This is a genomic window from Mycobacterium sp. NPDC051804 (assembly GCF_044452905.1).
Classification (GTDB): Bacteria; Actinomycetota; Actinomycetes; order Mycobacteriales; family Mycobacteriaceae; genus Mycobacterium.
The window spans coordinates 664,402-687,703 of record NZ_JBITCD010000002.1; the positions used below are offsets into that span (position 1 = coordinate 664,402).

21 protein-coding genes are annotated in these 23,302 nt (G+C 64.6%); 8 read left to right on the forward strand and 13 right to left on the reverse strand.

The genetic code is table 11. The features are described from left to right. Nucleotides 1-70 precede the first annotated feature (70 nt). Both ACIA48_RS08930 and ACIA48_RS08935 read right to left on the reverse strand, forming a co-directional pair. Nucleotides 71-610, reverse strand: coding sequence for a TetR/AcrR family transcriptional regulator (locus ACIA48_RS08930; RefSeq protein ID WP_396729845.1), 540 nt, complete (start codon nt 608-610; stop codon nt 71-73). Then, entirely contained in the window at nt 594-1,037 is a 444-nt protein-coding gene (locus ACIA48_RS08935; RefSeq protein WP_396729848.1) for an SRPBCC family protein, read from the reverse strand. The genes ACIA48_RS08930 and ACIA48_RS08935 overlap by 17 nt, the downstream gene beginning before the upstream one ends. A 167-nt stretch (nt 1,038-1,204) precedes the next feature. Here ACIA48_RS08935 and ACIA48_RS08940 point away from each other — a divergent pair, with 167 nt between their 5' ends. From ACIA48_RS08940 to ACIA48_RS08950, 3 genes are read left to right on the forward strand one after another with little or no spacing between them, the layout of a single operon-like run. After that, nucleotides 1,205-3,553, forward strand: coding sequence for a hypothetical protein (locus ACIA48_RS08940; RefSeq protein WP_396729850.1), 2,349 nt, complete (start codon nt 1,205-1,207; stop codon nt 3,551-3,553). A gap of 9 nt (nt 3,554-3,562) precedes the next feature. After that, nucleotides 3,563-5,251 carry a patatin-like phospholipase family protein gene (locus tag ACIA48_RS08945; RefSeq protein ID WP_396729852.1) on the forward strand — a complete coding sequence of 563 codons (1,689 nt, stop codon included), beginning with the start codon at nt 3,563-3,565 and terminating at the stop codon, nt 5,249-5,251. A 16-nt stretch (nt 5,252-5,267) separates the two neighbouring features. Further along, the gene (locus ACIA48_RS08950; RefSeq protein ID WP_396729854.1) at nt 5,268-6,746 is read left to right on the forward strand and encodes a flavin-containing monooxygenase; all 1,479 of its coding nucleotides are present in this window, start codon (nt 5,268-5,270) and stop codon (nt 6,744-6,746) included. Here ACIA48_RS08950 and ACIA48_RS08955 read toward each other — a convergent pair. The 4 genes from ACIA48_RS08955 to ACIA48_RS08970 are packed head-to-tail and all read right to left on the reverse strand — an operon-like array spanning nt 6,743 to nt 10,625. Beyond that, entirely contained in the window at nt 6,743-8,215 is a 1,473-nt protein-coding gene (locus tag ACIA48_RS08955) for an aldehyde dehydrogenase family protein (protein WP_396729856.1), read from the reverse strand. The genes ACIA48_RS08950 and ACIA48_RS08955 overlap by 4 nt on opposite strands. A 1-nt stretch (nt 8,216) precedes the next feature. Continuing rightward, nucleotides 8,217-9,368, reverse strand: coding sequence for an N-acetylglucosamine-6-phosphate deacetylase (nagA, locus tag ACIA48_RS08960; RefSeq protein WP_396729858.1), 1,152 nt, complete (start codon nt 9,366-9,368; stop codon nt 8,217-8,219). Then, the gene (gene nagB, locus ACIA48_RS08965) at nt 9,369-10,154 is read right to left on the reverse strand and encodes a glucosamine-6-phosphate deaminase (RefSeq protein WP_396729860.1); all 786 of its coding nucleotides are present in this window, start codon (nt 10,152-10,154) and stop codon (nt 9,369-9,371) included. Beyond that, on the reverse strand, nt 10,155-10,625 hold the full coding sequence (locus ACIA48_RS08970; protein WP_396729862.1) for a PTS glucose transporter subunit IIA: 471 nt from the start codon (nt 10,623-10,625) through the stop codon (nt 10,155-10,157). Between the two features lie 134 nt (nt 10,626-10,759). On the opposite strand from ACIA48_RS08970, the gene ACIA48_RS08975 reads away from it, so the two are divergent. Next, the gene (locus ACIA48_RS08975; RefSeq protein WP_396729864.1) at nt 10,760-12,334 is read left to right on the forward strand and encodes a PTS transporter subunit EIIC; all 1,575 of its coding nucleotides are present in this window, start codon (nt 10,760-10,762) and stop codon (nt 12,332-12,334) included. A 49-nt stretch (nt 12,335-12,383) separates the two neighbouring features. Here ACIA48_RS08975 and fadD4 read toward each other — a convergent pair whose 3' ends face one another. Genes fadD4 through ACIA48_RS08995 form a run of 4 tightly spaced genes read right to left on the reverse strand, consistent with a single transcriptional unit; the run spans nt 12,384 to nt 16,590 of the window. Further along, nucleotides 12,384-13,874 carry a fatty-acid--CoA ligase FadD4 gene (fadD4, locus tag ACIA48_RS08980; RefSeq protein ID WP_396729866.1) on the reverse strand — a complete coding sequence of 497 codons (1,491 nt, stop codon included), beginning with the start codon at nt 13,872-13,874 and terminating at the stop codon, nt 12,384-12,386. 12 nt (nt 13,875-13,886) lie between these two features. After that, nucleotides 13,887-14,825 carry a TIGR03619 family F420-dependent LLM class oxidoreductase gene (locus ACIA48_RS08985; RefSeq protein WP_396729868.1) on the reverse strand — a complete coding sequence of 313 codons (939 nt, stop codon included), beginning with the start codon at nt 14,823-14,825 and terminating at the stop codon, nt 13,887-13,889. Beyond that, entirely contained in the window at nt 14,822-15,433 is a 612-nt protein-coding gene (locus ACIA48_RS08990) for a nitroreductase family protein (RefSeq protein ID WP_396730731.1), read from the reverse strand. Before ACIA48_RS08990 ends, ACIA48_RS08985 begins: the two co-directional genes overlap by 4 nt. 44 nt (nt 15,434-15,477) lie before the next feature. After that, nucleotides 15,478-16,590, reverse strand: coding sequence for a dihydrodipicolinate reductase (locus ACIA48_RS08995; RefSeq protein WP_396729870.1), 1,113 nt, complete (start codon nt 16,588-16,590; stop codon nt 15,478-15,480). A 97-nt stretch (nt 16,591-16,687) separates the two neighbouring features. On the opposite strand from ACIA48_RS08995, the gene ACIA48_RS09000 reads away from it, so the two are divergent. Next, nucleotides 16,688-17,596, forward strand: coding sequence for an enoyl-CoA hydratase (locus ACIA48_RS09000; protein ID WP_396729872.1), 909 nt, complete (start codon nt 16,688-16,690; stop codon nt 17,594-17,596). 11 nt (nt 17,597-17,607) lie between these two features. Continuing rightward, nucleotides 17,608-17,997 carry a PaaI family thioesterase gene (locus ACIA48_RS09005; RefSeq protein ID WP_396730733.1) on the forward strand — a complete coding sequence of 130 codons (390 nt, stop codon included), beginning with the start codon at nt 17,608-17,610 and terminating at the stop codon, nt 17,995-17,997. Nucleotides 17,998-18,002: 5 nt separating this feature from the next. Here the strand turns inward: ACIA48_RS09005 and ACIA48_RS09010 are convergent, their stop codons facing one another. Further along, the gene (locus ACIA48_RS09010; protein WP_396729875.1) at nt 18,003-19,019 is read right to left on the reverse strand and encodes an acyl-CoA dehydrogenase family protein; all 1,017 of its coding nucleotides are present in this window, start codon (nt 19,017-19,019) and stop codon (nt 18,003-18,005) included. A 104-nt stretch (nt 19,020-19,123) separates the two neighbouring features. Here ACIA48_RS09010 and ACIA48_RS09015 point away from each other — a divergent pair, with 104 nt between their 5' ends. After that, nucleotides 19,124-20,284: an acyl-CoA dehydrogenase family protein gene (locus ACIA48_RS09015; RefSeq protein WP_396729877.1), complete on the forward strand. Its 1,161-nt coding sequence runs from the start codon at nt 19,124-19,126 to the stop codon at nt 20,282-20,284. Here ACIA48_RS09015 and ACIA48_RS09020 read toward each other — a convergent pair. After that, nucleotides 20,273-21,058, reverse strand: coding sequence for a TetR/AcrR family transcriptional regulator (locus ACIA48_RS09020; RefSeq protein WP_396729880.1), 786 nt, complete (start codon nt 21,056-21,058; stop codon nt 20,273-20,275). The two genes, ACIA48_RS09015 and ACIA48_RS09020, sit on opposite strands and share 12 nt — an antisense overlap. Nucleotides 21,059-21,232: 174 nt before the next feature. Between ACIA48_RS09020 and ACIA48_RS09025 the strand changes: the two genes are divergently transcribed. Next, entirely contained in the window at nt 21,233-22,420 is a 1,188-nt protein-coding gene (locus tag ACIA48_RS09025; RefSeq protein WP_396729882.1) for an amidohydrolase family protein, read from the forward strand. Between the two features lie 55 nt (nt 22,421-22,475). Here ACIA48_RS09025 and ACIA48_RS09030 read toward each other — a convergent pair whose 3' ends face one another. After that, nucleotides 22,476-23,300, reverse strand: coding sequence for an enoyl-CoA hydratase/isomerase family protein (locus tag ACIA48_RS09030; RefSeq protein ID WP_396729884.1), 825 nt, complete (start codon nt 23,298-23,300; stop codon nt 22,476-22,478). Between the last annotated feature and the right edge of the window lie 2 nt (nt 23,301-23,302).

Below are 23,302 nucleotides of genomic sequence, written 5' to 3' on the forward strand. Positions count from 1 at the left end.
TCCGCAACACGCCGATGTGCTGCACTTTGCGACCCCCAACCTTGCTGGTCTACCCCGCGACGACCGCCGACTAAACGCCTGCTCGGCGCACCAATTCGACGAACGCCGCCGCCGCCGCGTCGACCTCATCGCAAGCGTCGGTGGCGACCAGGTCGAGCAGGAGGCCGCGGGCCACAGCCAGGCCCAGCCGCATTGTCGCGGGGTCGACCGCCTGGGCGGCGTCATCGGCCAGCCAATTGTCGACGGCGCCCGGCAGCATCGTCGCGAATGGCTGCTCGCCTTGCACGCCGCGTGCGTAGCACTCGAAGAAGAGGCGCTCGAACGGACGCAGCTCCGGTCGGCGCAGGTTGGCCCACATGGCGGCAATGGCGTCGGCTGGTTCGGCGGGCAGCTCGCTCATGGTCGACATCTGGCGGCGTTCGACCTCGCCGACTATCGCCAGCAGCAGTTCGTTGCGCGACCCGAAATGGTGCAACAGCATCCGGTGACTGGTCCCGACCGCGGCCGCCACATCGCGCAGCGACCGATCACCGATCCCGCGTGCAGCGAACTCCTCGACCACCGCATCGAGCAGTTCTTGACGGCGCTCGAGGTCAGGCGGTCGGGCCATTGAGGTGGTGTGACTCGCTTTGCGCTTTCAGGCCTGCGGCCTCCAACGCGAGGTATCGGCGCGTCATCCGCCGCATGAGCAGGCCGACCAGTGTCCCGACAGGGCCGCGCTGGTCGATCCGCTGGCGTACTCGGGTACAGCCGTCGGAGACTGCCTCGATGTCGTGGCTCGCTGTGGTCAGCCCGCCGGGCGAGCGTTGCACCCACGTCCATGACCTGCCCGGTTCGACGTCCGTGACCTCCCAGACGAGCTTCGGCATGCGGGGCTGTTTGATCTCGAACCGCTTGCCCACTGCAATTCCGGGCCCATCGAGGGCGGCCAGGCTGGTGACCGAGGCCGTCCATTCCGGCCAGCGCTCGACGTCCCTGAAAACATCCCAAACAACTGTGGCCGGTGCGTCGATGTCGATGCCATCGTCGGTAATCATGTACCAGACGGTACATGATCTAGCGCCTCGACGAAAGGTTCCAGCGCCCTTCAAACCCATGAAAGTGCGTGCGGAAACCTAGGGACCGCCATACCGTCGAGCAACGGCTGACTCCCTCAGTTGCTCTACGGAAGGGCCCCACTCCCTTGGCTACAAAGTCCTCGGCAATGACGCTCACAGGGTATGGACGTTTCATCGGCAGGATCGGCGCGCTGGCGGTGGCGCTGGGGATCGGGGTCGCCATTGCCGACAGCCCGGGCATCGCATGGGCCCAGGACGGAGCCTCGGACTCGTCGCCAGGAGGCACGGACTCATCATCAGCAGGCGCGGGAACGTCGAAAACCGACTCCACCGGAGCGTCAGGTTCCGCAGCGACGGGTGCATCGGGTGCGAACACCGGTGCCGGCGACGCGGACAACAACGACCCCGAGGACGACGACGCTGACGACAACCACGCTGACGACGAGAGCTCGGGCGATAAGGACGCTGAAGACAACGACGCTGACGACGAGGGCTCGGGCGATAAGAATGGCGACGCCGGGCAGGCAGGCGACAACGCCCAGGACGACGAGGAAACGGCGAACGACAGCGACGAATCCGCTGGGCTGAACCCGCCGACGAGCTCCGAAGACGAGCAGAGCCGCAGGACCGGCGAAACGCTCACGCACAAGGACCGCGCCATACTCAGCGACCACGTCAACACTCCGCGGCAGGCGTTCACGGGCCTGAGGACGGCAACCACGAAATCGGCGGTTGACGGCGAACCCGTACCGCATGATGCGCTGCGCACCGCCGTGGTGGACGATACGCCGTCCATCACAACTCAGACGTTGTCCTTCTCGAACGCCCCCGAGCCGTCGAAAATACCGATGCAGGTGGCCTCTCTCCCCACGCCGGCGACCACCCACATCAACGGGATGGTCGGTACCGTCCTGTCCGCCTTGGGATTCGACGCGCAGGCGGCCAGCGGCCCGGCCGCACCACTGCAGTCTCCAATGTTGTGGGCCATGCTGGCTGCGGCGCGTCGTGAGATCGGGCATACCGCATCGTTGCCCCCCGTCTCCTCGCCCGGAGGGACGGTCGCGGCACTGGTTGCCGAGGACGTGGCAACCACCGCCGTCAGCCCGCTGGCGACCCCGGAGCAATTGGAAGCCGAACGCCTAGCCACTCAGACGGCAAATTCCTTTCCCGTCGCATTGATGAAACTTGTTCTGCGACAGCAATTTCTGTCGGCGGCCCACAATTTGTATGGGCCCGGCGGAGTAGATGGGGAGAACATGGCCGCGCTTGACAGAGCGGTCAACGAGTATGCGATGGGTGCCGCGTTTCAGCAACTGCTGCTCGACTCGATGAACCCAACGGTGGTGACACAAGTCGCCCCACCGCATTCCTGGTTCGGCCAGAACGTCCCCGGATCCCGAATTCTCTACGACAACCCGGACACCATCTATCGCTTCATGGGCGTCAACGGTGCGTCGCAATATGAGATCAGAGGCCAGTTCCACGATTGGGAGAACAAGGACGCGCGGCCTTCCAATATCACCTTCAGTGTGCTGGAGGGCCTGGCAGGAACGACGACGACGGTGCTGACCGTCGACGACGAATTCGAAGTCGATGCAGACGGAAATTTCGTCATCACGGTAAGCATGGAGCCTGCCAACGGACGGCCTAATCACTTGCAGCTCACCAAGGGCTCCACGATCATTGCGGCACGCGACACCCTGGGCGACTGGAACAAGGAAACCCCGATGAGCCTGTCCATCGAGCGCGTTGGCGGTCCGCCCGATAGCTTGTTCGCGCAAATTGGCGGGTTTGCATTTCTCGGGAACTTCGTCGTCGGCAACCCGCTGCTCACCACCCTGGTGTCATTGATTCCGCCACTGCCGCACATGCCGCCGGTGTTACGCGGCGTGTTCAGCGCGGCCATCCTGATCGTTCGGGGCGGAAACGAACAGGCGAAGTACATGGCGCTGGCGACGAACGATCCGGAGACCGGCGAAGCTCGCGCGGTCAACACCGTCAGTCAGCCTGCCAGCAACGCGGAGTTCCTGGCTAATCAGCTCCAGAGCAACGGGCACTTCCAATTGGAAGATGATCAGGCCCTCGTGCTCACCATCGATCCCGGCGATGCCGGGTACTTCGTGGTGCCGACCTACAACATCTGGACCATCACCGACAACTACTGGGATGAGCCTGCCAGCCTGAATATGGAACAGGCCCGCGAAAACGTCGATGAGAACGGCGAGCCCACCGGTACCTACACAGTCGTGATTTCTCCAACGGATCCTCTTGCTGCGAACTGGATTTCAACGAGCGGACTGAACCAGGGCACACTAGCGATTCGGTTCCAAGACATCGAACCGAACTCGTCGAACCAGCCCCGCATCGTCGATCAACAGGTGATGACCCACGACCAGCTACGCGAATTCCTGGCCGAGGAGGACTTCATCACGCAACAGGACCGTGACGAGCAACTCGCGTTGCGCCGAGACGGCTTCGACAAGCGCTGGACGTAGTCTCAGCGCATGGAAAGCCCCTCCGCCGACGCCGTATTCAACCGGCTCAGCCGTCGCGAGGTCGCGCTCGACCTTGTCGAGGCGGTCGAGGACGAGGTCGTCGATTCCGTCGGTACCGTGGCCCTGCCGTCGGCAGAGCCGACGCTGCTGCTGCAGAAAATGGAGAACAGGCTCGTCCGGCATCATCTGGCCAAACCGGAGGTGTTGAGCGACGAGGAGCTGCGCAGGTTGCGCTACATCCTCAACTTCGCCCGGCTGGCCGACTTCGAACCGGGGGCCGCGGGGCCCGCTGGCAGTCGTGGACGCGGCGACGTCTCGGTGGGCGACGAGCTGGCGCCGTGGCGCGCCAGGGTGGCCGATGCGCTCTACGGCCCGCTTCGCGAGGAGCGTGACCCGGCAAAGGCTTTGGCGAAGGCACGCGATGTCCTTGCCGGATTGACCGACGACCAGGACGAGCAGCGCCGTCAGCTGATCGACGGCCACGGGAACGACTTCTCCGCCGCCGAACTGGACGCCGAAGTCGGATACAAGAAACTCGTCACCGTGCTGGGCGGTGGTGGCGGCGCGGGGTTCGTCTACATCGGCGGCATGCAGCGGCTGCTGGAGACCGGCCAGGTGCCCGACTACATGATCGGCTCGTCGTTCGGGTCGATCATGGGCAGTGTGGTGGCCCGTACCCTGCCGGTGCCCATCGAGGAGTACGTCGCGTGGGCCAAAACGGTGTCCTATGGCGCGATCCTCGGCCCCGAGCGGCTTCGTCGCAGACACGGGCTGGCCGGGCTGTTCTCGCTACGTTTCGACCGGTTCGCCGAGGCACTGTTCCGCCGCGAGGACGGCGAACGTATGCGGATGTCGGACTTGGCGATTCCGTTCGACGCAGTGCTCGCCGGTGTGCGTAGGCAACCGTATGCGGCGCTCCCGTCGAGGTTTCGCCGTCCGGAATTGGCGGCGCTGCAGATGCGGACACTTCCCTTCCTGCCGATCGGCATCGGGCCGCAGGTCGCGGCGCGGTTGTGGCAGGTGTCGGCATTCATCGACCTGCGCGTCGTCAAGCCAGTCGTCGTCGGCGACGACGAGCTGACACGCGAGTTCAACGTCGTCGACGCGGCGTCGTTTTCGTCGTCGATTCCCGGTGTCCTGCACCATGAAACAAGCGACCCGCGGATGGTTCCGCTGCTCGACGCTCTCTGCGAGGACAAGGAGGTCGCGGCGCTTGTCGACGGTGGTGCCGCCAGCAATGTGCCCGTCGAACTGGCGTGGAAGCGGGTGCGCGACGGCAGGCTGGGCACCCGGAATGCGTGCTACCTGGCATTCGATTGCTTTCACCCGCAATGGGATCCCCGTCATCTGTGGCTCGTCCCGATCGCCCAGGCCGTCCAGTTGCAGATGGTGCGAAATGCACCCTATGCCGACCATCTGGTGCGCTTCGCGCCGACATTGTCCCCGGCGAACCTCGCGCCGTCGGCGGCGTCGATCGACCGCGCCTGCGCGTGGGGACGCAAGAGCCTCGACAAGGCCATTCCCGTGACGACCGCGCTGTTGCAGCCGACGTGGTGGGAAGGTGACCGGCCGGCCGTACCCGGGGCCGAGTCCGACGCGCACCCGACATCGGTGGCGTCACCGATGAGCGCGGTGATGGCGGCGATCCAGGAGCCCGCGAACCGCTTGGCGCGGTGGCGAAACCGACGCCTGACATGATGCGGATCGCCGTCTGATGACAGACACTGTCGCGGTGATCGGCGCCGGACCCGGTGGGCTCGTCACGGCACGGTGGCTGTGTTCGCAGGGCTTCGAGCCGACAATCTTCGAGCAGCAATCCAAACTGGGCGGACAATGGACCGGCTCGGGTCTCACCGGTGTGTGGCCCGCGATGTACACCAACACCAGCCGGGTGTTGACGGCCTTCGGCGACCTCGCGCACGAAGGTGATCAGACGTTCCTGTCCAACCATGACGTCCTCGCCTACCTCAACCGGTACGCCGACATGTTCGGTCTTCGGGCCCGCATCCGGTTCGGACAACGGGTGGACGGCATCAGCCGCATCGGTGCCGGATGGCACATCACACATGACGGAGCCGATGAGCCGTTCGACCGGGTCGTGGTGGCGTCCGGCAGGTTTCGGTCCCCCGCCATACCCGACGTGCCGGGTATCGAGACGTTCACCGGCTCCGCGGGCGCGATGTCGACGTTCGACTACCGCGGGGCGAAACCCTATGAGGGTAAACGTGTTCTGGTGGCGGGCTGCGCGGTCAGCGCGCTCGATATCGCCACGGAACTGGCACGCCTCGGCGCGGCGCGCGTGGTCGTCACCCAGCGGCGGCAACGCTACGTCCTACCCAAGTTCGCCGCGGGTGTCCCATCCGACCACCGGATCTTCACGCGCTACGGAGTGCTGGCGAACGAGACCCTCCCACCGGTAGAGGTCGACCGCCAGCTGAAGGAGATCGTGGTGGAAGCCAACGGGAGCCCCGAGCAATACGGCGCACCGGCACCGGATCCCTCGCTGTTCGCCGCGGGTGTCACTCTCAATCAGGGCTATCTTCCGCTGGTGGCCGAAGGCCGAATCACTGTGCGACCGTGGATGACATCGGTCGACCGGACGCAGGTGACCTTCGCCGACGGGCAGGCCGACGAGTTTGACGGGATTCTTTTCGGCACCGGGTTTGCACTGGATCTGCCGTTTCTCAGCGACGACATCCGCGCCACACTCGACGTCGACGCGGTGCACCTGGACGCCGACCGATTCACCTTCCATCCGGATCTCCCAGGTCTGGCGATGGTGGGCATGTGGGATCAGTCCGGCGGATACTTTGTGCCGCTGGAACTTCAGGCCCGGTGGATCGCCTACGAGTGGGGCGGTGCGGTTCCGGCCCCCGATGAAGGTGCGCAACGGGAAGCGATCGCCGGATACCGCGCGAGGCGTGGGTCGTCGCAGAAGACCCGAATGAACCTAGTGGCATTGATCTTTGCGCGCGCTGCCGGTGTGGAACCGCGTCTGGAGAACTGGCCCGATCTGCGCAGAGCACTGCTGTTCGGTCCGCTGGCGCCGAGTTGTTTCCGGCTCGAGGGCCCCGACGCACTGCCCGATGCGCAGGCACAATTCATGCGCGACGCCGCAGCGTTCGGCGCGATCACGTCCAACGAGATGACCGAGCGCGAGAACCGCTATTGGTCGCAGGTGTCGGGCCGCTAGGCATTCTGTGTGGGAACACCGATGGCCTTCTGCTCCATGTAGGCGTACAGCCCACGGAGCCCGCCCCCCTCACGGCCCAGTCCGCTCTGTTTGAATCCGCCGAACGGGGCATCGCCAGGGACGCAACCGTTGATGGCAATCTGCCCGGTGCGAACGCGGCCCGCAACGGCCACCGCACGGTCCACGTCGCTACCCCACACCGCGCCCGAGAGCCCGTACTGCGAGTTGTTGGCGATCGCGACCGCGTCGTCGTCGCCGGTGTAGCGCAGCACCGACAACACCGGCCCGAACACTTCTTCCTGGGCGATCATCGAGTCCGGGGTGACGCCGGTCAAGATCGTCGGCTCGAAGTAGAAACCCTTGTCCAGGCCGGGAGGTCGGCGACCGCCCGCCACGACTGTGGCCCCTCCATCGACCGCCGCAGAGACGTGCGCCTCGACACGGTCCAACTGGGCACGACTGATGAGCGGGCCCATCTGCGCGCCCGGATCCGTTGGATCACCGATGTTTACCCGTTTCGCCATTTCCACGAGCCTGTCGACGACCTCGTCGTGTAGCGATGCGGGCAGCAGCAGCCGGCTCTGCAGGATGCACGCCTGACCGGCATGCAACGAGCAGGCCTCGAACAAGATCCGTTCCAGCAGTTCGTCGGTCACCTCGACATCGTCGAGGAAAACGACCGCCGACTTGCCGCCGCACTCGAGGAGGATGCGCTTCATGGTGGCGGCCGCGGCGGCCATGATCTCCCGGCCGACCGCTGAGCTGCCGGTGAAGCTGACCATGTCGATCCGCGGGTCGGTCGTGAGCAGCTTGCTCGCCTCGATGCCGCTCGGCGTCACGACGTTGACAGTGCCCGGAGGAATATCGGTGTGCTCGTGAATGATTCGCGCCAGGGCAAGGCCGGCAATCGGCGTCAGTGGCGAGGGTTTGAGCACCACGGTGTTTCCCGCAGCCAGCGCTCGGCACACCTTCATCACGTTGAGGGTGTGTGGAAAATTCCACGGAGTGAGGATCGACACCACGCCCTGGGGCTCGTAGCGAAGCACCGTGGTGCTGGCCGCCCCCGGCGCGCTGATGGGTTCGTCGCCGAGCTGTGTGGCGAGTTCGCCGGAACCTCGCGCGGTGAACGCCGATCCGTCGACCTGGATCGCTCGTTCGTTGGCCACACAACCCCACTCGGCCTGCGACAGAGCGAAAAGCTCGTCGGCGTACTCGGTGAGTGCGGTACCCAGTTGCGCGAGGCATCGTGCGCGTTCCTCGGCCGACGTATGGCCCCACGGCCCCGAGTCGAATGCCCTGCGGGCGGCAGAGATCGCGGCGTCCACGTCAGCCAGACGCGCGTCCGGAGCCTGGGCAATCACGTCTTCCGTGGCAGGCGAGATGTCGTCATATCGGCCCGCCTGCGGTTCGACCCACTGCCCGTCGATGTAGAGCGGGTGGGAATCGATCAGACCTCGCGCGTCGGCCATGTCAATTGCTCCTCTCGGGTTCGATCACCCACGCGCCGCGGCGCAGCACGCCTGCCACCTGGAGGTCATCGTCGAGTACCACCAAATCGGCTGCGCCACCGGTGAACAGTCCCGCGGCAGGAAGACCGAGCGCGCGCGCCGGGTTGATCGACGCCTGGCGCACCGCGGCCAGCAACGCCTCGTCAGGAACAAGCCCGCTGTGCCGCACGGCGAAGCGGAACTGGTGGTCCATGGTCGCGGTGCTGCCCGCGATCGTCTGCATGCCCGCGACGCGCGCCACTCGGTCGGCGACCTCCACCGCCAGCGGTCCCAGCTGATAGGTGCCGTCGCTCATGCCAGCCGCCGAGATCGCATCGGTGATCAACGACACCCGATCGGGGCCCGCACTACGCGAAACATGGCGGTAGAGCGCCGGATCGACGTGTACACCGTCGGTGATCAGTTCGACGGTCACGCGGGGGGCTTCCAGAAGCGCAATCACCGGGCCGGGCTCGCGGGTGTTGATCGGACGCATCGCGTTGAACAGGTGCGTACCCACCGTCGCGCCCGCCTCGATCGCCGCGCGGGTCTGGTGGTACGACGCGTCGGTGTGTCCCACCGCGGCCACCACGCCTGCGTCGACGACCCGCTCGATCGCCGCCAGTGCCCCTTCGCGTTCCGGCGCGATCGTGATCATGCGGATCGTTCCCGCGGCCGCCTCGAGCACGCGGTCGATCTCGGCGGGGTCGGGGTCGCGCATCAAGGCGGGCTGATGTGCACCGCACCGCACTGTCGACAGCCAGGGGCCCTCCAAGTGGATCCCATCGATCAGGCCGTCACCGACGTCGCCGCTCAATTCGCTTACCTGATGGAGTAATTCGTCGGGAGATGCGGTGACCAAGGACGCGACCAACGAGGTGGTGCCGTGTCGACGGTGAAAGTCGACGGCCGTCGTCGTATCCGAACGCACGGCCGCCGAGAAGTTGGTCCCTCCCCCGCCGTGGACGTGTGTGTCGACGAAGCCGGGAACCACCGTCACGTCGCCGAGAGCTCGATCTGCCGCACGCGGTGGCACACCCGCACCGACCGCATCGACAACATCGCCGGATACTTCAATCCACCCGGGCCGCAACAGCTCTCGGCCAGTCACTAGAGTCTCGGCGGTGAGCAGCACTCAGATGCCCTGCCAATCCGGTTTCGAGCGGTTGATCTCGCGGTAGTAGTCGACGAGCTGGAGGCGTTGCGCCGCCGCTCCGTCGAGCAGCACGGTGACATGCGGGTGCAGCTGCAAGATCGTCGCGGGCCACATCGCGCTGACCGGACCTTCCACCAGCTGGTGTACGGCTTCTGCCTTCCGCCGGCCCGTGGCTACGAGGATCAGGTGCCTGGCCTCCAGTATCGTCGCCAGCCCCTGGGTCAGGCAGTGCGTCGGTACCGCATCGACGTCTCCGCCGAAGAACCGCGCATTGTCCATCCGGGTCTGTCTGGTCAGTGTCTTGATTCGGGTCCGTGACCCCAGCGAGGAGCCGGGCTCGTTGAACGCGACGTGCCCGTCCGTGCCGATACCGAGAATCTGCAGATCGACACCGCCGGCGTCGCGGATCGCGTCCTCGTACTGGGCGCACGCCTCCGGGATGTCGGGCGCGAGCCCATCGGGGCCGTGTACGGCACCTGGAGCGAAGTCGACCTTGGAGACGAACACGTCCTCGATGACGTTGCGGTACCGCTGAGGGTGGTCCTCGGGCAGCCCGACATACTCGTCGAGCGTGAAGCCACCTGCCCGACGGAAGGAGACCAGGCCGCTGCCGAAGCGGCGCGCGAGCTCGTCGTAGATCGCCAGCGGCGAGGATCCGGTGGCCAGACCCAGCACCGCCTCCGGTTTGCGATCGAGTAGCGCGACTATCGCACCGGCACCGACAGAGCCAATCTCGTTGGCGTCCTGCAGGATGATGACTTCCATCTATGTGTTCGCGATGAAAAGTTCTGCGCCGGAAGGGATGTGCGCACCCTCGAGGACCGCGTCCGACGGAACAATGTTGCCCGCCTCGCGTTCGTCCATCACGACGACGGGAGCGATCGGGTTCAGCCCTTTCGCCGCGACCGACGCCACGTCGTAAGTGATGACGACCTGGCCCGCCGTGACGTCGTCGCCTTGACTCAGATGCGTCGTGAACCCGTCTCCGTTCAGCTGGACCGTGTCCAGGCCGAGGTGGACCAGCACACCCACATTCTCCGGTGTCATGACGATATAGGCGTGCGGCATCAGCTTCAGTAGTCTCCCGCTGACCGGGGCGACCGCCTCGATCACCTCGTGCGGAGGGTCGACAGCCGCGCCGTGGCCCACCATGCCCGCCGAGAAGACCGGATCAGGGACGTCGGCGAGCGGAACCGCGCGGCCGCCGACCGGCGCGAAGACCTGAGTGATACCCACGTCGAGACTCCTTCTGCTCGTGCGCACTAACAATACGAGCGTGCTGGAAAGAGGGGCTGGACTTCGGCGCTTCCTCTAAGCTTCCGCTGAGCTCCGGCGGCTGGCGGCGGTCGGGCAGAGGAGGTCTGGACTAGATGAGCGACACATCGAAAATCGCAGGTACACAGGAGAAGTCGGGCCTGAACTTCCGCGGGTTTGCGCAGTTGCAGCGGCTGGGCAAGAGCCTGATGCTGCCCATCGCGGTACTTCCGGCAGCGGGCATCCTGCTCCGGCTCGGCCAGCCCGACCTGCTGGGCAAGATCGAGACCCCGGTCATCGGCGACTTCTTCAAGGCGATGAGCGCTGCGGGCGACGCGCTCTTCAGCAACCTGGGCCTGCTGTTCGCGGTGGGCGTGGCGATCGGCTTCGCCAGGAAGGCCGACGGCTCCACCGCACTCTCAGCAGTGGTCGGCTACCTGGTGATGGAGGCGGTCTTCAAGACGATGTCGCCGATCGTGCTTGCCGGTGAACTCGACAAGGCCGGCGAACAGGCCCAGATCAACTACAGCGTCTTCGCGGGAATTGTCATCGGTCTGTTGACAGCATGGCTTTTCGACCGTTACCACACCATCCAATTGCCGTCCTACCTCGGCTTCTTCGGCGGCAGGCGATTCGTTCCGATCGTGGTGTCGCTGGCCAGCTTGTTCATCGCGTTTGCGATGAGCTACTTCTATCCGATCTTCGATGCGGGCCTGACCGGCCTCGGCGAGTTCATCGGTAGCGCAGGGGCACTTGGCGCGTTCGTCTACGGGTTCGCCAACCGCATGCTGATCCCGTTCGGACTGCACCACATCCCGAACTCGTACGTGTGGTTCCTGTATGGCGACTACCAGCCACCCGGTGGTGACGCCGTGACGGGCGATATCCCCCGCTTCACAGCGGGCGATCCGACCGGTGGCGCCTACACGGCGGGGTTCTATCCCATTCTCATGTTCGGGCTGGTAGGGGCGGCATTGGCGATGATCCACGTCGCGAACAAGAAGCAGCGCAAGGTCGCGGTCGGCATCTTGGCCGCGGCGGCGTTGACCGCGTTCCTCACCGGGATCACCGAGCCGCTCGAATTCGCGTTCATGTTTGTAGCGTTCCCGCTCTACATCATTCACGCGGTGCTGACAGGACTGTCGCTGGCGATCGCGTACTTGCTCGACATCCATCTGGGCTTCTCGTTCTCCGCCGGACTGATCGACCTCCTTCTTTTCAGCACCGCGCCCGCGGCGAAAAACGTTCCGCTGCTGATCGGGATGGGCCTGGTCTTCTTCGTCGTCTACTACCTGCTGTTCCGGTTCGCGATCACCAAATGGAACCTGCGGACACCGGGCCGCGAGCCCGAGAGCGAGTTCGAGGCGGAGGAACAGGCCAACCTCGGCGAGAGCACCGATTCGTCGACCGCGGTGTCGGTAGGCAGCGCAACCGCCACGCTCGCCGCACCCGCGCGGACCGACAGCAAGGCCGAGCAGGTCATCGCGGCGTTCGGCGGGCGGGAGAACCTCGTCACCGTCGACGCCTGCATCACGCGCCTACGCGTAGAGGTGACCAACAAGGACAAGGTGGACCAGGACCGCCTGAAGCGCCTCGGCGCCGCCGGCGTCGTCGAGGTCGGCAACAGTGTTCAGGCGGTGTTCGGCACCGACGCCGAGGCGCTCAAGAACGACATCAACGAGATCATCTGAGCGATTTGTGTGCGTTTTGGAGCGGTGAGCGCTCCAAAACGCACACAAATCACGAGTACTTGTCGATCAACTGCTGCTTGTACAACTTTCCCGCATCCGTACGCGGAAGGTTCGCCTCGAACGAGATGGACCGGGGACATTTGTAGTGGGCCAGCCGATCTCGCAGCCAGGTGATCAACTCGGTGGCGAGCGCTTGGTCCCCGCGGGCGGGGTCGGCCAATTGCACGATGGCCTTGACGGATTGACCCATCAGGTCGTCAGGTAGTCCAAAGACCGCCGCATCCACCACGAGCGGATGGCTGATCAATAAGTTCTCCGTCTCCTGCGGATAGATGTTGACGCCACCCGAGATGATCATGTGGTTGCGACGGTCGGTGAGATAGAGATAGCCATCGCTGTCGACGTAACCGACGTCGCCGACCGTGACCCAACCCTGCCGGCTGCGCGATCCCGCCGTCTTGGCGGCGTCATTGAGGTATTCGAACGGATACCCGCCCTCGTAATAGATTTCGCCGATCTCACCGGTCGGTACTTCGTGCCCGTCTTCGTCGAGAATGTGGGGCACGCCCAGTATCGGTTTGCCGACCGAACCCGGTCGTTGGAGCCAGTCTTCGGCGCGAATGAACGAGATGCCCGCACCTTCCGATGATCCGTAATACTCGTCGACGATCGGACCCCACCAGTCGATCATCTGGCGTTTGATCTCGGGTGGACACGGTGCGGCTGCGTGGACGACGCGCTGCAGGCTTGACAGATCGTAGCGCCGTCGTGTCTGCTCCGGCAGACGCAACATGCGGACAAACATCGACGGTACGAACTGTGCGTGTGTAACGCCGTACCGCTCAATGCTTTTCAGCGCCTGCTCGGGGTCGAACCGCTCCATGACCACCGTAGTCGCCCCGACGGCCTGAGCGGCCATCGTCCACATCGCAGGCGCTGTGTGATAAGTCGGGGCGGGACTCAGGTAGACCGAATCGGCGGTCACACCGAGGGCTTCGAACACCGGCGTCGACAAGCTGGGACGCGCGGAGCTCAACGGACGCCGAATACCCTTGGGCCGCCCCGTGCTGCCCGCGGAGTACTGCAGCAGCAACCCATCACTCTCATCGGCGATCGACGTCGCCGGCTCGGCTGCGACACATTCCGGATAGCGCTGCCAGCCGTCGAGGTCGCTGTCGGCCAGGACGGCGACCAGCCGCGCGACCGGCAGCTGCTCACAGACCGAACGCATGGCCCGCGAGGAGATGACGGCCTTGGCTCCGCTATCGGACACGATGTAGGCGGCCTCGGACGCGCTGAGATGCGTGTTGATCACCGTGTAGTACAGCCCGCTTCGCCGCGCCGCCCACATCGCGGCGTGAACGTGCTCGTTGTTCTCCATCAGGATCGCCACCGTGTCGCCTGCCCGAAGGCCCGCGCGGCACAGAAAGTGGGCCAGGCGGTTGGCCCGCGCCTCAAGTTCGGCGAAACTCACCACCGTCGCTGACGGGTGAAGCACCACAGCGGGTTTCGTGGACCCGATGTGATTGCGAAGCTGCATGGTCCGCGCCGATCAGCCCGTCGCGTCGCGGAACGCCTCGACGAGCGACGTCATGATTCCGAGCGCCCGATCCGGGTCGGCGGTCACCGAGGCCGGGAACCGGACGTCGGTGACTCCTGCCGCCGCAAGCGCGGGTACGGCGGCTGCCGACTTCGCGAAATCAACTGTTCCGTCACTGTTCTTCGCCGCCCGCGCGACGCCCTGGACCTGCAGATCGCTGGGATCACCGCCGAACTCGATGACCTTGTCCTTCATGGCTGCGATCGCACCCGGAAGGTCCGCGTACGCCGAACCCCAAGGGATCCAGCCGCTTCCGAACCGCGCGATGCGGCGCGCCACCGCGTTGTTGACGGTGCCGCTGATCCAAACCGGAACACCCCCGGTTTGCACCGGTTTGGGCATCTGGTGAATTCCCTCGAACGACAGTTCCGCCGACGAGTAGGACGCCCGCTGTCGAGTCCACAGCGTTTGACACACCTCGAGCGTGTGGTCGAGCAGTCGTCCGCGGTCCTCGAACGACAAACCCGCCGCTTCGTACTCCTCGCGCTGCCACCCGACTCCGACTCCCAGGTCCACCCGACCGCCAGAAATCACGTCCAGGGTGGCGAGTTGCTTGGCCAGCACGGCGGGCCTCCGCAACGCGGCCAGCAGGATCGCGGTGCCCAGCCTGATGCGGCTCGTCGTGGCCGCGATCGCAGTCAGCACGACCAGCGGTTCGAGCCAGGCTCCGTCGGGCCCGGTCGGCTGCCGGCCACCGGCCTGGCCGCCGATCGACGGATCTGAATACGCCTCGAGATTCTCGCCGAAGACGAGGTGGTCGGACACGACGAGCCGGTCGACTCCCGCCGTATCCATGGCCTGAGCCAGGTCTAATGTGGCTCGCCAGTCGTGGTGTGGAGCGTCGGTGTACGTCGTCAAGTACAGCGAAAGTTCGGGTGTGCGTGTCGTCATGCCTTCTCCGATGACCATGGTCTGTCCCACTGGTCTATCACCGCTGCCGCCGACACTGGTTTGCGGGACACGACGTGGTGGCCTCCAGCCGGCCAGCCGACAGTCAGAAGCGTCGCGATCTTCCAATCGTCCGGGATGCCGATCGACGCGCGTAGTTCCGGTTCACAGTGGCCGTGCCACAAGGTGATGGCCGCCCCGAGGCCCTGAGCGCGCGCAGCGAGCAGAAAGTTCTGCACGGCGGGAAATATCGATCCCGCCTGTTGCATCTCGGTGGTGCCTCGCTGGGGCTGCACGCAGAACAACACGAGTTCCGGAGCGCCACCGCCGACGTGCATGTGTTCGGCCATGGCCCGAAGAACACGGGACTTCGGGTCGTCAACATCTTCTGCGACCGTGGGCAACCGATAAAAATCCTTCATCACCTCCCACGTCTGCCTAGCGGCAGTGGTGATCACGTCACGAAGTTCCTGGCTGCGGATGACCACGAATCGCCACGGCTGACCGTTCCCGCCCGACGGAGCCCACGATGCCGCCGAGAGGCATATCTCCAGTACGTCATCGGGTACGGGTTCCTTGCGATACCGCCGGACGGCAGTCGCCGATTCCATCACGGTCCACAGGTCATCGGAGACCCGCGGCACCGCGTGACGGCTCACGCGTTCGCCATTCGCGGTAGCACACCTCGCCAGGTGCCACCGCGCATCGGCCCGGTGACCAGCGGCAGATCAAGGGTCGACAACAGGCCCGGCGGGGCGGCCATGACCGCTGGAATGGCATTGAGCTCGCGCATGACGGTGGCATAGGTCAGGCCGCGCATGTTGTTTCCGCGGCCGTGCATCTCGATGTCCACGGTGTAGGTCGGCAGACCGTCGACGATCACCCGGTAACCACCGAGCGGCGACGGATGCCGTGGCCAGTCCGGCGCGGATCCCTCGCCCATGCGGGTGATGTGTTCGAGCACGACACGCTCTTCGCCGCCCACGATTCCCGCGAGCTTGAATCGCATGCCCCCCATGGTTCCCGGCTCGACCCAGCCCGACGCCACCTCGTAACGCTCCGTGGCCAACCATTTTTCGATCGTCGTCTCGACGCGATCCAAGGGCAGCCCGACGCCGTCGGCTACCAGGTGGACGGTCGGCGCCCACAGCGCGGCGAGGCGATCGGGATCGAAGAGCGGCGCCGGGTGTTCGGGGGGATGCGCGAAGCCCATGAACTCGAACATGATGTGGGGCTGGTTGATCGGGCCGTAATCGAGTATCTCGAGCATGGTGATCTTGTCGACCTGGCTCGACATTCCAGTCATCGTCAGCGCGATGAGGTCGTTCGCCCACCCAGGATCGACGCCGCTGTTGAAAAAGCTGGTGCCGCCTTCGGCGCATGCTGCCGCGATGAGCTCGCGGGTTTCGGCATCCGCGGCGGGTGGATAGCACATCGGCACCAGCGAGGTACAGACGACATTCTTGCCCGAACGCAGGCACCGGGCGATGTCCTCGGCGGCCTCGTGATACCGGTAGTCACCAGACGCGAAGTAGGCGACGACGTCGGCATCGGTCGCCAGGACGGCGGCGACGTCACGCGAGGCGATGACGCCGGTCGTCGGCATTCCGCACAGATCGCCTGCGTCCCTGCCGTCCTTGGTTTCGGCGTGTACGACGACACCGACCAGGTCGAGACCGGAATGTGCAATCAGAGCGCGGAGTGCGCCAACACCGACTTGTCCGGGTCCCCAGAGGATTACCCGTGGTTGACGTTGACGTACGGTCATGGGCAGCCTTTCCGACTGTGTTGAACCGAGCTGTGAGAATATATCTTCTCATATTCCGGTAACACCATTACCGTACTGCAGAACCTGGAGGAGCCCGGTGAGCGATTACAAATTCCTGAAGTGGGAAAGCTTCGACGACGGCATGATCGTGCGCATCTCGCTGAACCGGCCCGAGCAGCGCAACGCCCAGAACCGCGGGATGCTCGTCGAGCTCGACGAGGCGTTCGGACGCGCCGAAGCCGATGACAACGTGCGGGTGGTGATCCTCGCCGGTGAGGGCAAGATGTTCTCGTCCGGTCACGACATCGGTTCCAAGCAGGCCAGCGCGGAGTTTCGGCCGGGCCCCGATCAGCACCCGACAGCGGCGATCAACGGGGGCACTCGGGAGGGCGCCGAGAAGATCATGCTGCAGGAGTGGCATTACTTCTTCCAAAACACATTGCGGTGGCGCAATCTGCGCAAGATCACCATTGCGCAGGTCCATGGCGACGTGTTCTCGGCGGGCCTGATGCTGATGTGGGCGTGCGACCTCATCGTCGGCAGCGAAGAGGTGCGCTTCGCTGACGTCGTCGGCACCCGCCTCGGCATGTGCGGTATGGAGTACTTCGGCCACCCGTGGGAGTTCGGGCCGAGGAAGGCCAAAGAGCTGATGCTGACCGGCGACGCGATCGACATCCACGAGGCGCATCAGCTCGGCATGGTGAGCAAAGTGTTCACGCGCGACGAATTGGGCGATTGCACAATCGATATGGCCCGTCGTATAGCTGAGGTCCCCACCATGGCGGCGCTACTGATCAAGGAGTCTGTCAACCAGACCGTCGACAACATGGGCTTCTACAACTCGCTGCAATCGTGTTTCACGCTGCATCAGCTCAACCATTCACACTGGGTGGGCGTTCGCGACGACAAGCGTGCGACCGCAGGACCCGAGAACGGCGTACCGGATTGGCGCACCGCACCCCCGATCGTCCTGTCGGTCAAAGACCAGGTCAGAGTCGAGTCATGACCCCACGCCCGATGCAGGTGACCATTCCGGATCACCTGTTCGCCCAGCTGCCGTTCTTCGACATCCTCGACACCGATGACACCGTTGTCATCGACCTGGAGAACCGGCCCGATCTGGTCAACATCCGGGGGGCGCTGCAGGGCGGACTGGTCGCGACACTGATCGACGTGGCGGGCGGCCGGCTCGCCATCAAGTACACGAGCGAGGGCGCGGGTGCCAGCACCGCGGATATGACCATTCATTTCCTGGCGCCGATCATGGAAGGTCCTGCGCGTGCCACCGCCACACTGGTCCGCGCGGGTAGGCGCACCATCGTGGTCGCGGTTGACGTAACAGATGTCGGCGGCGATCGCTTGGCGGCGCGGGCGACGTTGAGCTTCGCTGTCCTGAGACCTACGTAGTCACTTCAGCCGTCGACGGCTCCGTAGCGGGCCTCGGCAACACGGTCCAGTGCCACTGCCGGTTCGCCGTACACCATGGCCCAGCCGCGGGACCTCCGGTAGTAAAGCTGAATGTCGCCCTCCATGCCGAAGCCGTAGCCGCCGTGGATATGCAGACTGCGATGCGTTGCGTCGCGAGCGGTCTCGTAGGCGAATGCGAACGCCATCGCGGCCAGCTCACTGACGCGGTCGGGTTCATCGGCGAACGAACACGCTGCCTTGAGTGCCAACAAGCGCGCCCCGTCCGCCGCCGTGGCGCTGTCGGCGAGCGGGTGAGAAACCGCCTGGAAGGTGCCGATCGCGGTACCGAACGCGTGCCGCTGCTTGGCATATTCGACACCGATCTCGACGGCCTTCTTCGCGGCACCCGCGAGCGCGGCGGCGGTCAATGTCAGCCACAGGTCGAGTGCGCTCGAGAACAACCGCGGTCCGTCCGCTCCCCGCGCGAGAACGGTGACCTCATCGATTCCGATATCCGCGAGCGGCAACGAGCCCAGATTCTCGACAGGACAGCGGTTCTCGCGAACCCGCACCGCGACAAGACATCCGTCGACGAGTGCCAACACCGTATCTGCCACCGCCCCTGCGGGTACCAGGCTCAGCGAATGACCGTTACTCGCTCGCGGGGCGAACGTGACGAGCTTGTCACCCGCCAAAACCTCGGCGAGTAGTCCGGCGCCTGTCTCACCGCAGCACGCGAGCAACCGGGCGCCGACTTGACTCTCGATGACGGGTGCGGATGCGACGGCCCGACCGAACTGTTCGGCGATCAGTGCCAACTCCATCTCGGAGGCACCCCAGCCGCCCGAGGCCTCGTCGACGGCCATCTCGACGGCTCCGGTGTCCAGCAGTGCCTTCCACAACTTGGGGTCGAAACCCGACGGCTCCGCGGCCCGTACGCGCTCGGAGGTCGACTCCCTGGCATAGATCGCGGCGAACGACTCGACGAGCTGCCGTTGTTCGCCCGACAGGCTCAGGTCCACCAGCAAGTCCCTTCACATGCGAATATGGGTGCTCTCATTATTGAGAGTAACATTATCGCCTGCCACCCTCATTGGCCCGTGCGACGACAGATTGGTTTCACTCCATGGACTTTCGACTCGACGCCGATACCGCTGCGTTTCGCGACGACGTGCGTGCTTACCTGTTGCAGGCGCTGACGCCTGAATTCGAGGAGCGCATCTACCGAAGCGGTGTGGCCCACGACGACGAGTTCGCCAAAGGGCTTGTCGAGAGCGGCTACTTCGCGCCGACATGGCCTACCGAGCACGGCGGACAGAACCGCGGTATCTGGGATGAGCAGGTGCTCAAGGAAGAACTCATGCGTTCGGACGCGCCGGTGTACCTATCCGAGACCACGCGGATGGTCGCCTCGATCATCCGCGAAGTCGGCACGCCGGCCATGCAGGACCGCATCCTCAACGCAGCGATGGCAGGAGATATCACCATCGCGCTCGGATTCACCGAGCCGGAGTGCGGCTCGGACGTCGCCGCCGCCAGCACGAGAGCTGTGCGCGAGGGCGATGACTGGATCATCAACGGCTCCAAGATGTTCACCACCAACGGCCATATCGCCGATTATGTGTTCCTCCTGGCACGCACCAGCCCCGACAAGCCCAAGCACCAAGGCCTGACGATGTTCCTAGTGCCCATCGATGTCGACGGATTCGAAGCCCAGGCAGTGTGGACCCTTTCGGGCGAACGCACCAACATCACGTTCTACAGCGATGTGCGTATCGGCGATGAGTGGCGAATCGGCGACGTCGACGCCGGTTGGCAGGTCCTCGCGTTGTCGCTGCAGGCCGAACACGCGTCGGGTTGGGGACCGCACATCGGCAGGCTGCTGAATCACGCCGAGCACTGGGCTCAGACCAGCCACTCCGAAGACGGCTCGCGCCGAATTTCTACGATGGAAGTGCGACGGCGCATCGCCCGGGTCGCGATGGAATTCGAGGTGTCGATGCTCCTTCAGCGCCGATGCGTCTGGATGGCCGACGATGGCCAAATCCCGGTGGCCGAAGGTCCGATGTCCAAGGTGTTCAGTACGGAGGCATTGGCACGTGCCAGTCAGGACATCGTCGAGCTGGTCGGCCCGGACGCGATGCGCAGCTTCTTCGAGCCCGCTGCGCCGGAACAAGGTCGCTTCGAGCACCTCATGCGATTCTCGCTGGGCACCACCATCTATGCGGGCACCAGCGAGGTGCAACGCACCATCATCGCCCAACGCGGACTCGGTCTACCCCGTTAGTTTCTTCGGCTTACGCGCCGTCGTGCGCCGCGGCGCCGCTTTCGTCGCAGCAGGTTTGGGCTTGGCCGCCGGAGGAGCCAGCGCCTGAAGGCACCACGCCCACAGCTGATCCTCGGTGAGTTCGGCACCCTTGACGCCCAGGTGGAAAACCCCGATCTGCGCGAGCGCGATCAGCGTCGAGTTCAACAGCGTCGTCAACTGCGCCGGCGTCAAGTCTTTTCTCACCAAACCGGCGCGCGAACACGACGTGAGGATCTTGGTCAGCAGCTTCTGATGTGGCTCCCAGATCTTCGCGAAGTCCGCGGGCCGCTCGATCTCCAGACTCAGGTTGTAGATCGTCATGACCCGTCCACCGATCGCCTCGGACGACTCGGCTCGGGACAAAAAGCCACGACAGAACGCCTCGAGCTGATCCATCGGACCGTCCGCGGCGGCGACCTCATGCCGGATGGCTTCGATGAACTGACTGGTGGCGTTCTCATAGAGCGCCAACAACAATTCTTCCTTGCCCGCGAAGTGCTGATAGAACGCACGCAGGCTCAGGTTCGACCGATCGATCAGTGTCTGAATCGTGAAGTCGGCCTTCCCCGACTCCTCGACCAGCTCCAGAGCGGCAGCCAGAAAGCGCGAGCTGCGCGCCAATGCGCGGGCTCGCGCCTGGCTGAGCCGCCGCTCAATCGTCCGCTCCTGCCAACTGCTCGACAGATCGATGTCGGTGTCCACGAGTTCCAGTCCGGCTTCCGGATCACGGCCGGCGCGCTTCTTAGCAGTCATGATGGGTATGAGAATACGCGTTCTGCGCTCGTACTGTGCGGTCTACCTACACGTGTAGGTAGGCCGCCCGCGCCAGGCCGTCGTTATGCGTTACTCTGGAAATGCTCATTCTCGCTTGCGGGAATCAAAGTTCTGCAAGATGAAGCCGCAGTTCGTCCTCGAAGGAGTGCAGCCTTGACCGCAGATATTCTCATCGTTTCTCCGGACGACCACCTCGTCGAGCCGGCCGATTTGTGGACCAGCCGGCTGCCTGAGCGCTATCGGGATATCGGCCCAAGAATCATCCGCCACCGCGGGCGCATGGATCCGAGTGTCACGTCCGATGTCGCGTTCATCGACGACGAGGACGGCCGCGACGCCGATATCTGGCACTACGAAGATGCGATCATCCCCATTCCGCTCATCAGTGCGGCCGCCGGCTATGAACTCGATGAGCTGACCACCGACCCCATCACCTACGACGAGATGCGCCCGGGATGCTTCCGTCCGGCCGATCGGCTCGCCGACATGGACATCGCAGGCATCGAGGCCTCTGCCTGCTTTCCCAATACATTGGTTCGCTTCTGCGGACAGCGGTTTCTCTACGGCAAGGACAAAGAGCTCTCACTGCTGTGCGTTCAGGCCTACAACGACTTTCAGATCGACGAGTGGGGGGCGGGCTCGGATGGCAGGTTGATTCCGCTCGGCATCATTCCGCTCTGGGATGTCGAACTCGCCGCCAAGGAAGTCGACCGTGTCGCGGCCAAGGGCATGCGGGCCGTGTGCTTCTCCGAGCTGCCCGCTCGCCTCGACCTGCCGTCCATCCACAGCGGCTACTGGGATCCGTTCTTCGCCGCATGCGAGCGCAACGAGGTCGGCATCATGCTGCACATCGGGTCGAGCTCCTCACTCACCAAGTCCTCCCCGGACGCGCCGCATGTCGTGACGAGCGCGCTGATGGCGGTCAACTGCACCATCGCGCTGGTCGATTGGCTCTTCTCCGCCAAGCTCAAGCAATTCCCCAAACTGAAGATCGCCTTCGCCGAGGCGCAGGCCGGCTGGATTCCCTACTACCTGCAGCGCGTCGACGAAGTGTGGGAGGACAGGCGCGCATGGGGCGGTATCCATCCCCTGCTGACCGAGCCACCGAGCAGCCAGGTCCCCGGACGCGTCTGGTTCTCGACGTTCGGTGATCCGGTGGCGTTCCGCATCCTCGACCTCGTCGGCGAAGACCAACTGATGTTCGAGACCGACTATCCGCACAACGACACCAATTGGCCCAAGAGCATGGATGTCGCGAACAAAGCCACGGAGGGACTCGACGAAGAAACCAAGCGGAAGGTGTTGTCCACCAACGCGAAGAACTTCTTCGGGATGGCGTGACGAATCGCCGCCCAGCAGGGCCCTCGCGGGTTGGGCCCACGCGACAGCTGAAGAACTAGAGCGCTCGCCAGTCCGGCTTGCGCTTTTCGAGAAAGGCGCGCGGCCCCTCGATGGCGTCCTTCGTCAGCGCCACCTTCATCCGATAGTTCTCGGCGAGTAGTTCGGCTTCGTAGATCGGCAGGTTCATGCCCTTACGCACAGCCATCCGCGAACCACGCACCGCTAGAGGCGCATTCGAGTTCACCACCTCCGCGATGTCCCAGGCGCGGTCCATCAGCGAATCGTGCGCGACCACCTCGGTGAACACCCCCAGGTCGTAGGCGCGCTGCGCGTCCAGGCGCTCGTGCTTACCCATCAGGATCAGTCGCATGGCGACGGGCAGCGGCAAAACGCGCGCCAGCCGGACACCTTCGCGTCCCGAGGTGACGCCGATACTCACGTGTGGATCCATCAATGTCGCATGCTCGGATGCGATGGTGATGTCCGCTGTCGTGACGAGATCCATTCCCGCACCGCACGCAATGCCGTTGACGGCGCAGATGATCGGCTTCGTCATCTGCATCCAGGGCGGCGTCGCCTCCTGCGGCGCATCCCACTGCCGCAGCGAGCTCAGGATCGGCTCGCCCTGATTGTCGATGCCCGCCGCGTTCTCCATGTCGTGATCGGCTGCCTTGTTCACGTCGGCGCCGACGCACAGCGCGCGGCCGGCACCGGTGATGATCATCGTCCAGATGTCCTGCGAATTCTCTATGTCCGCATACGCCATCGCGAGCTCGGCGATCATCTCGTCATTGATCGCGTTGAGCACGTCAGGCCGGTTCAGCGTCACGCAAGCCGTGTGTCCACGGACCTCCACGTCGATCGTGTCGTAGTTGTTCACCG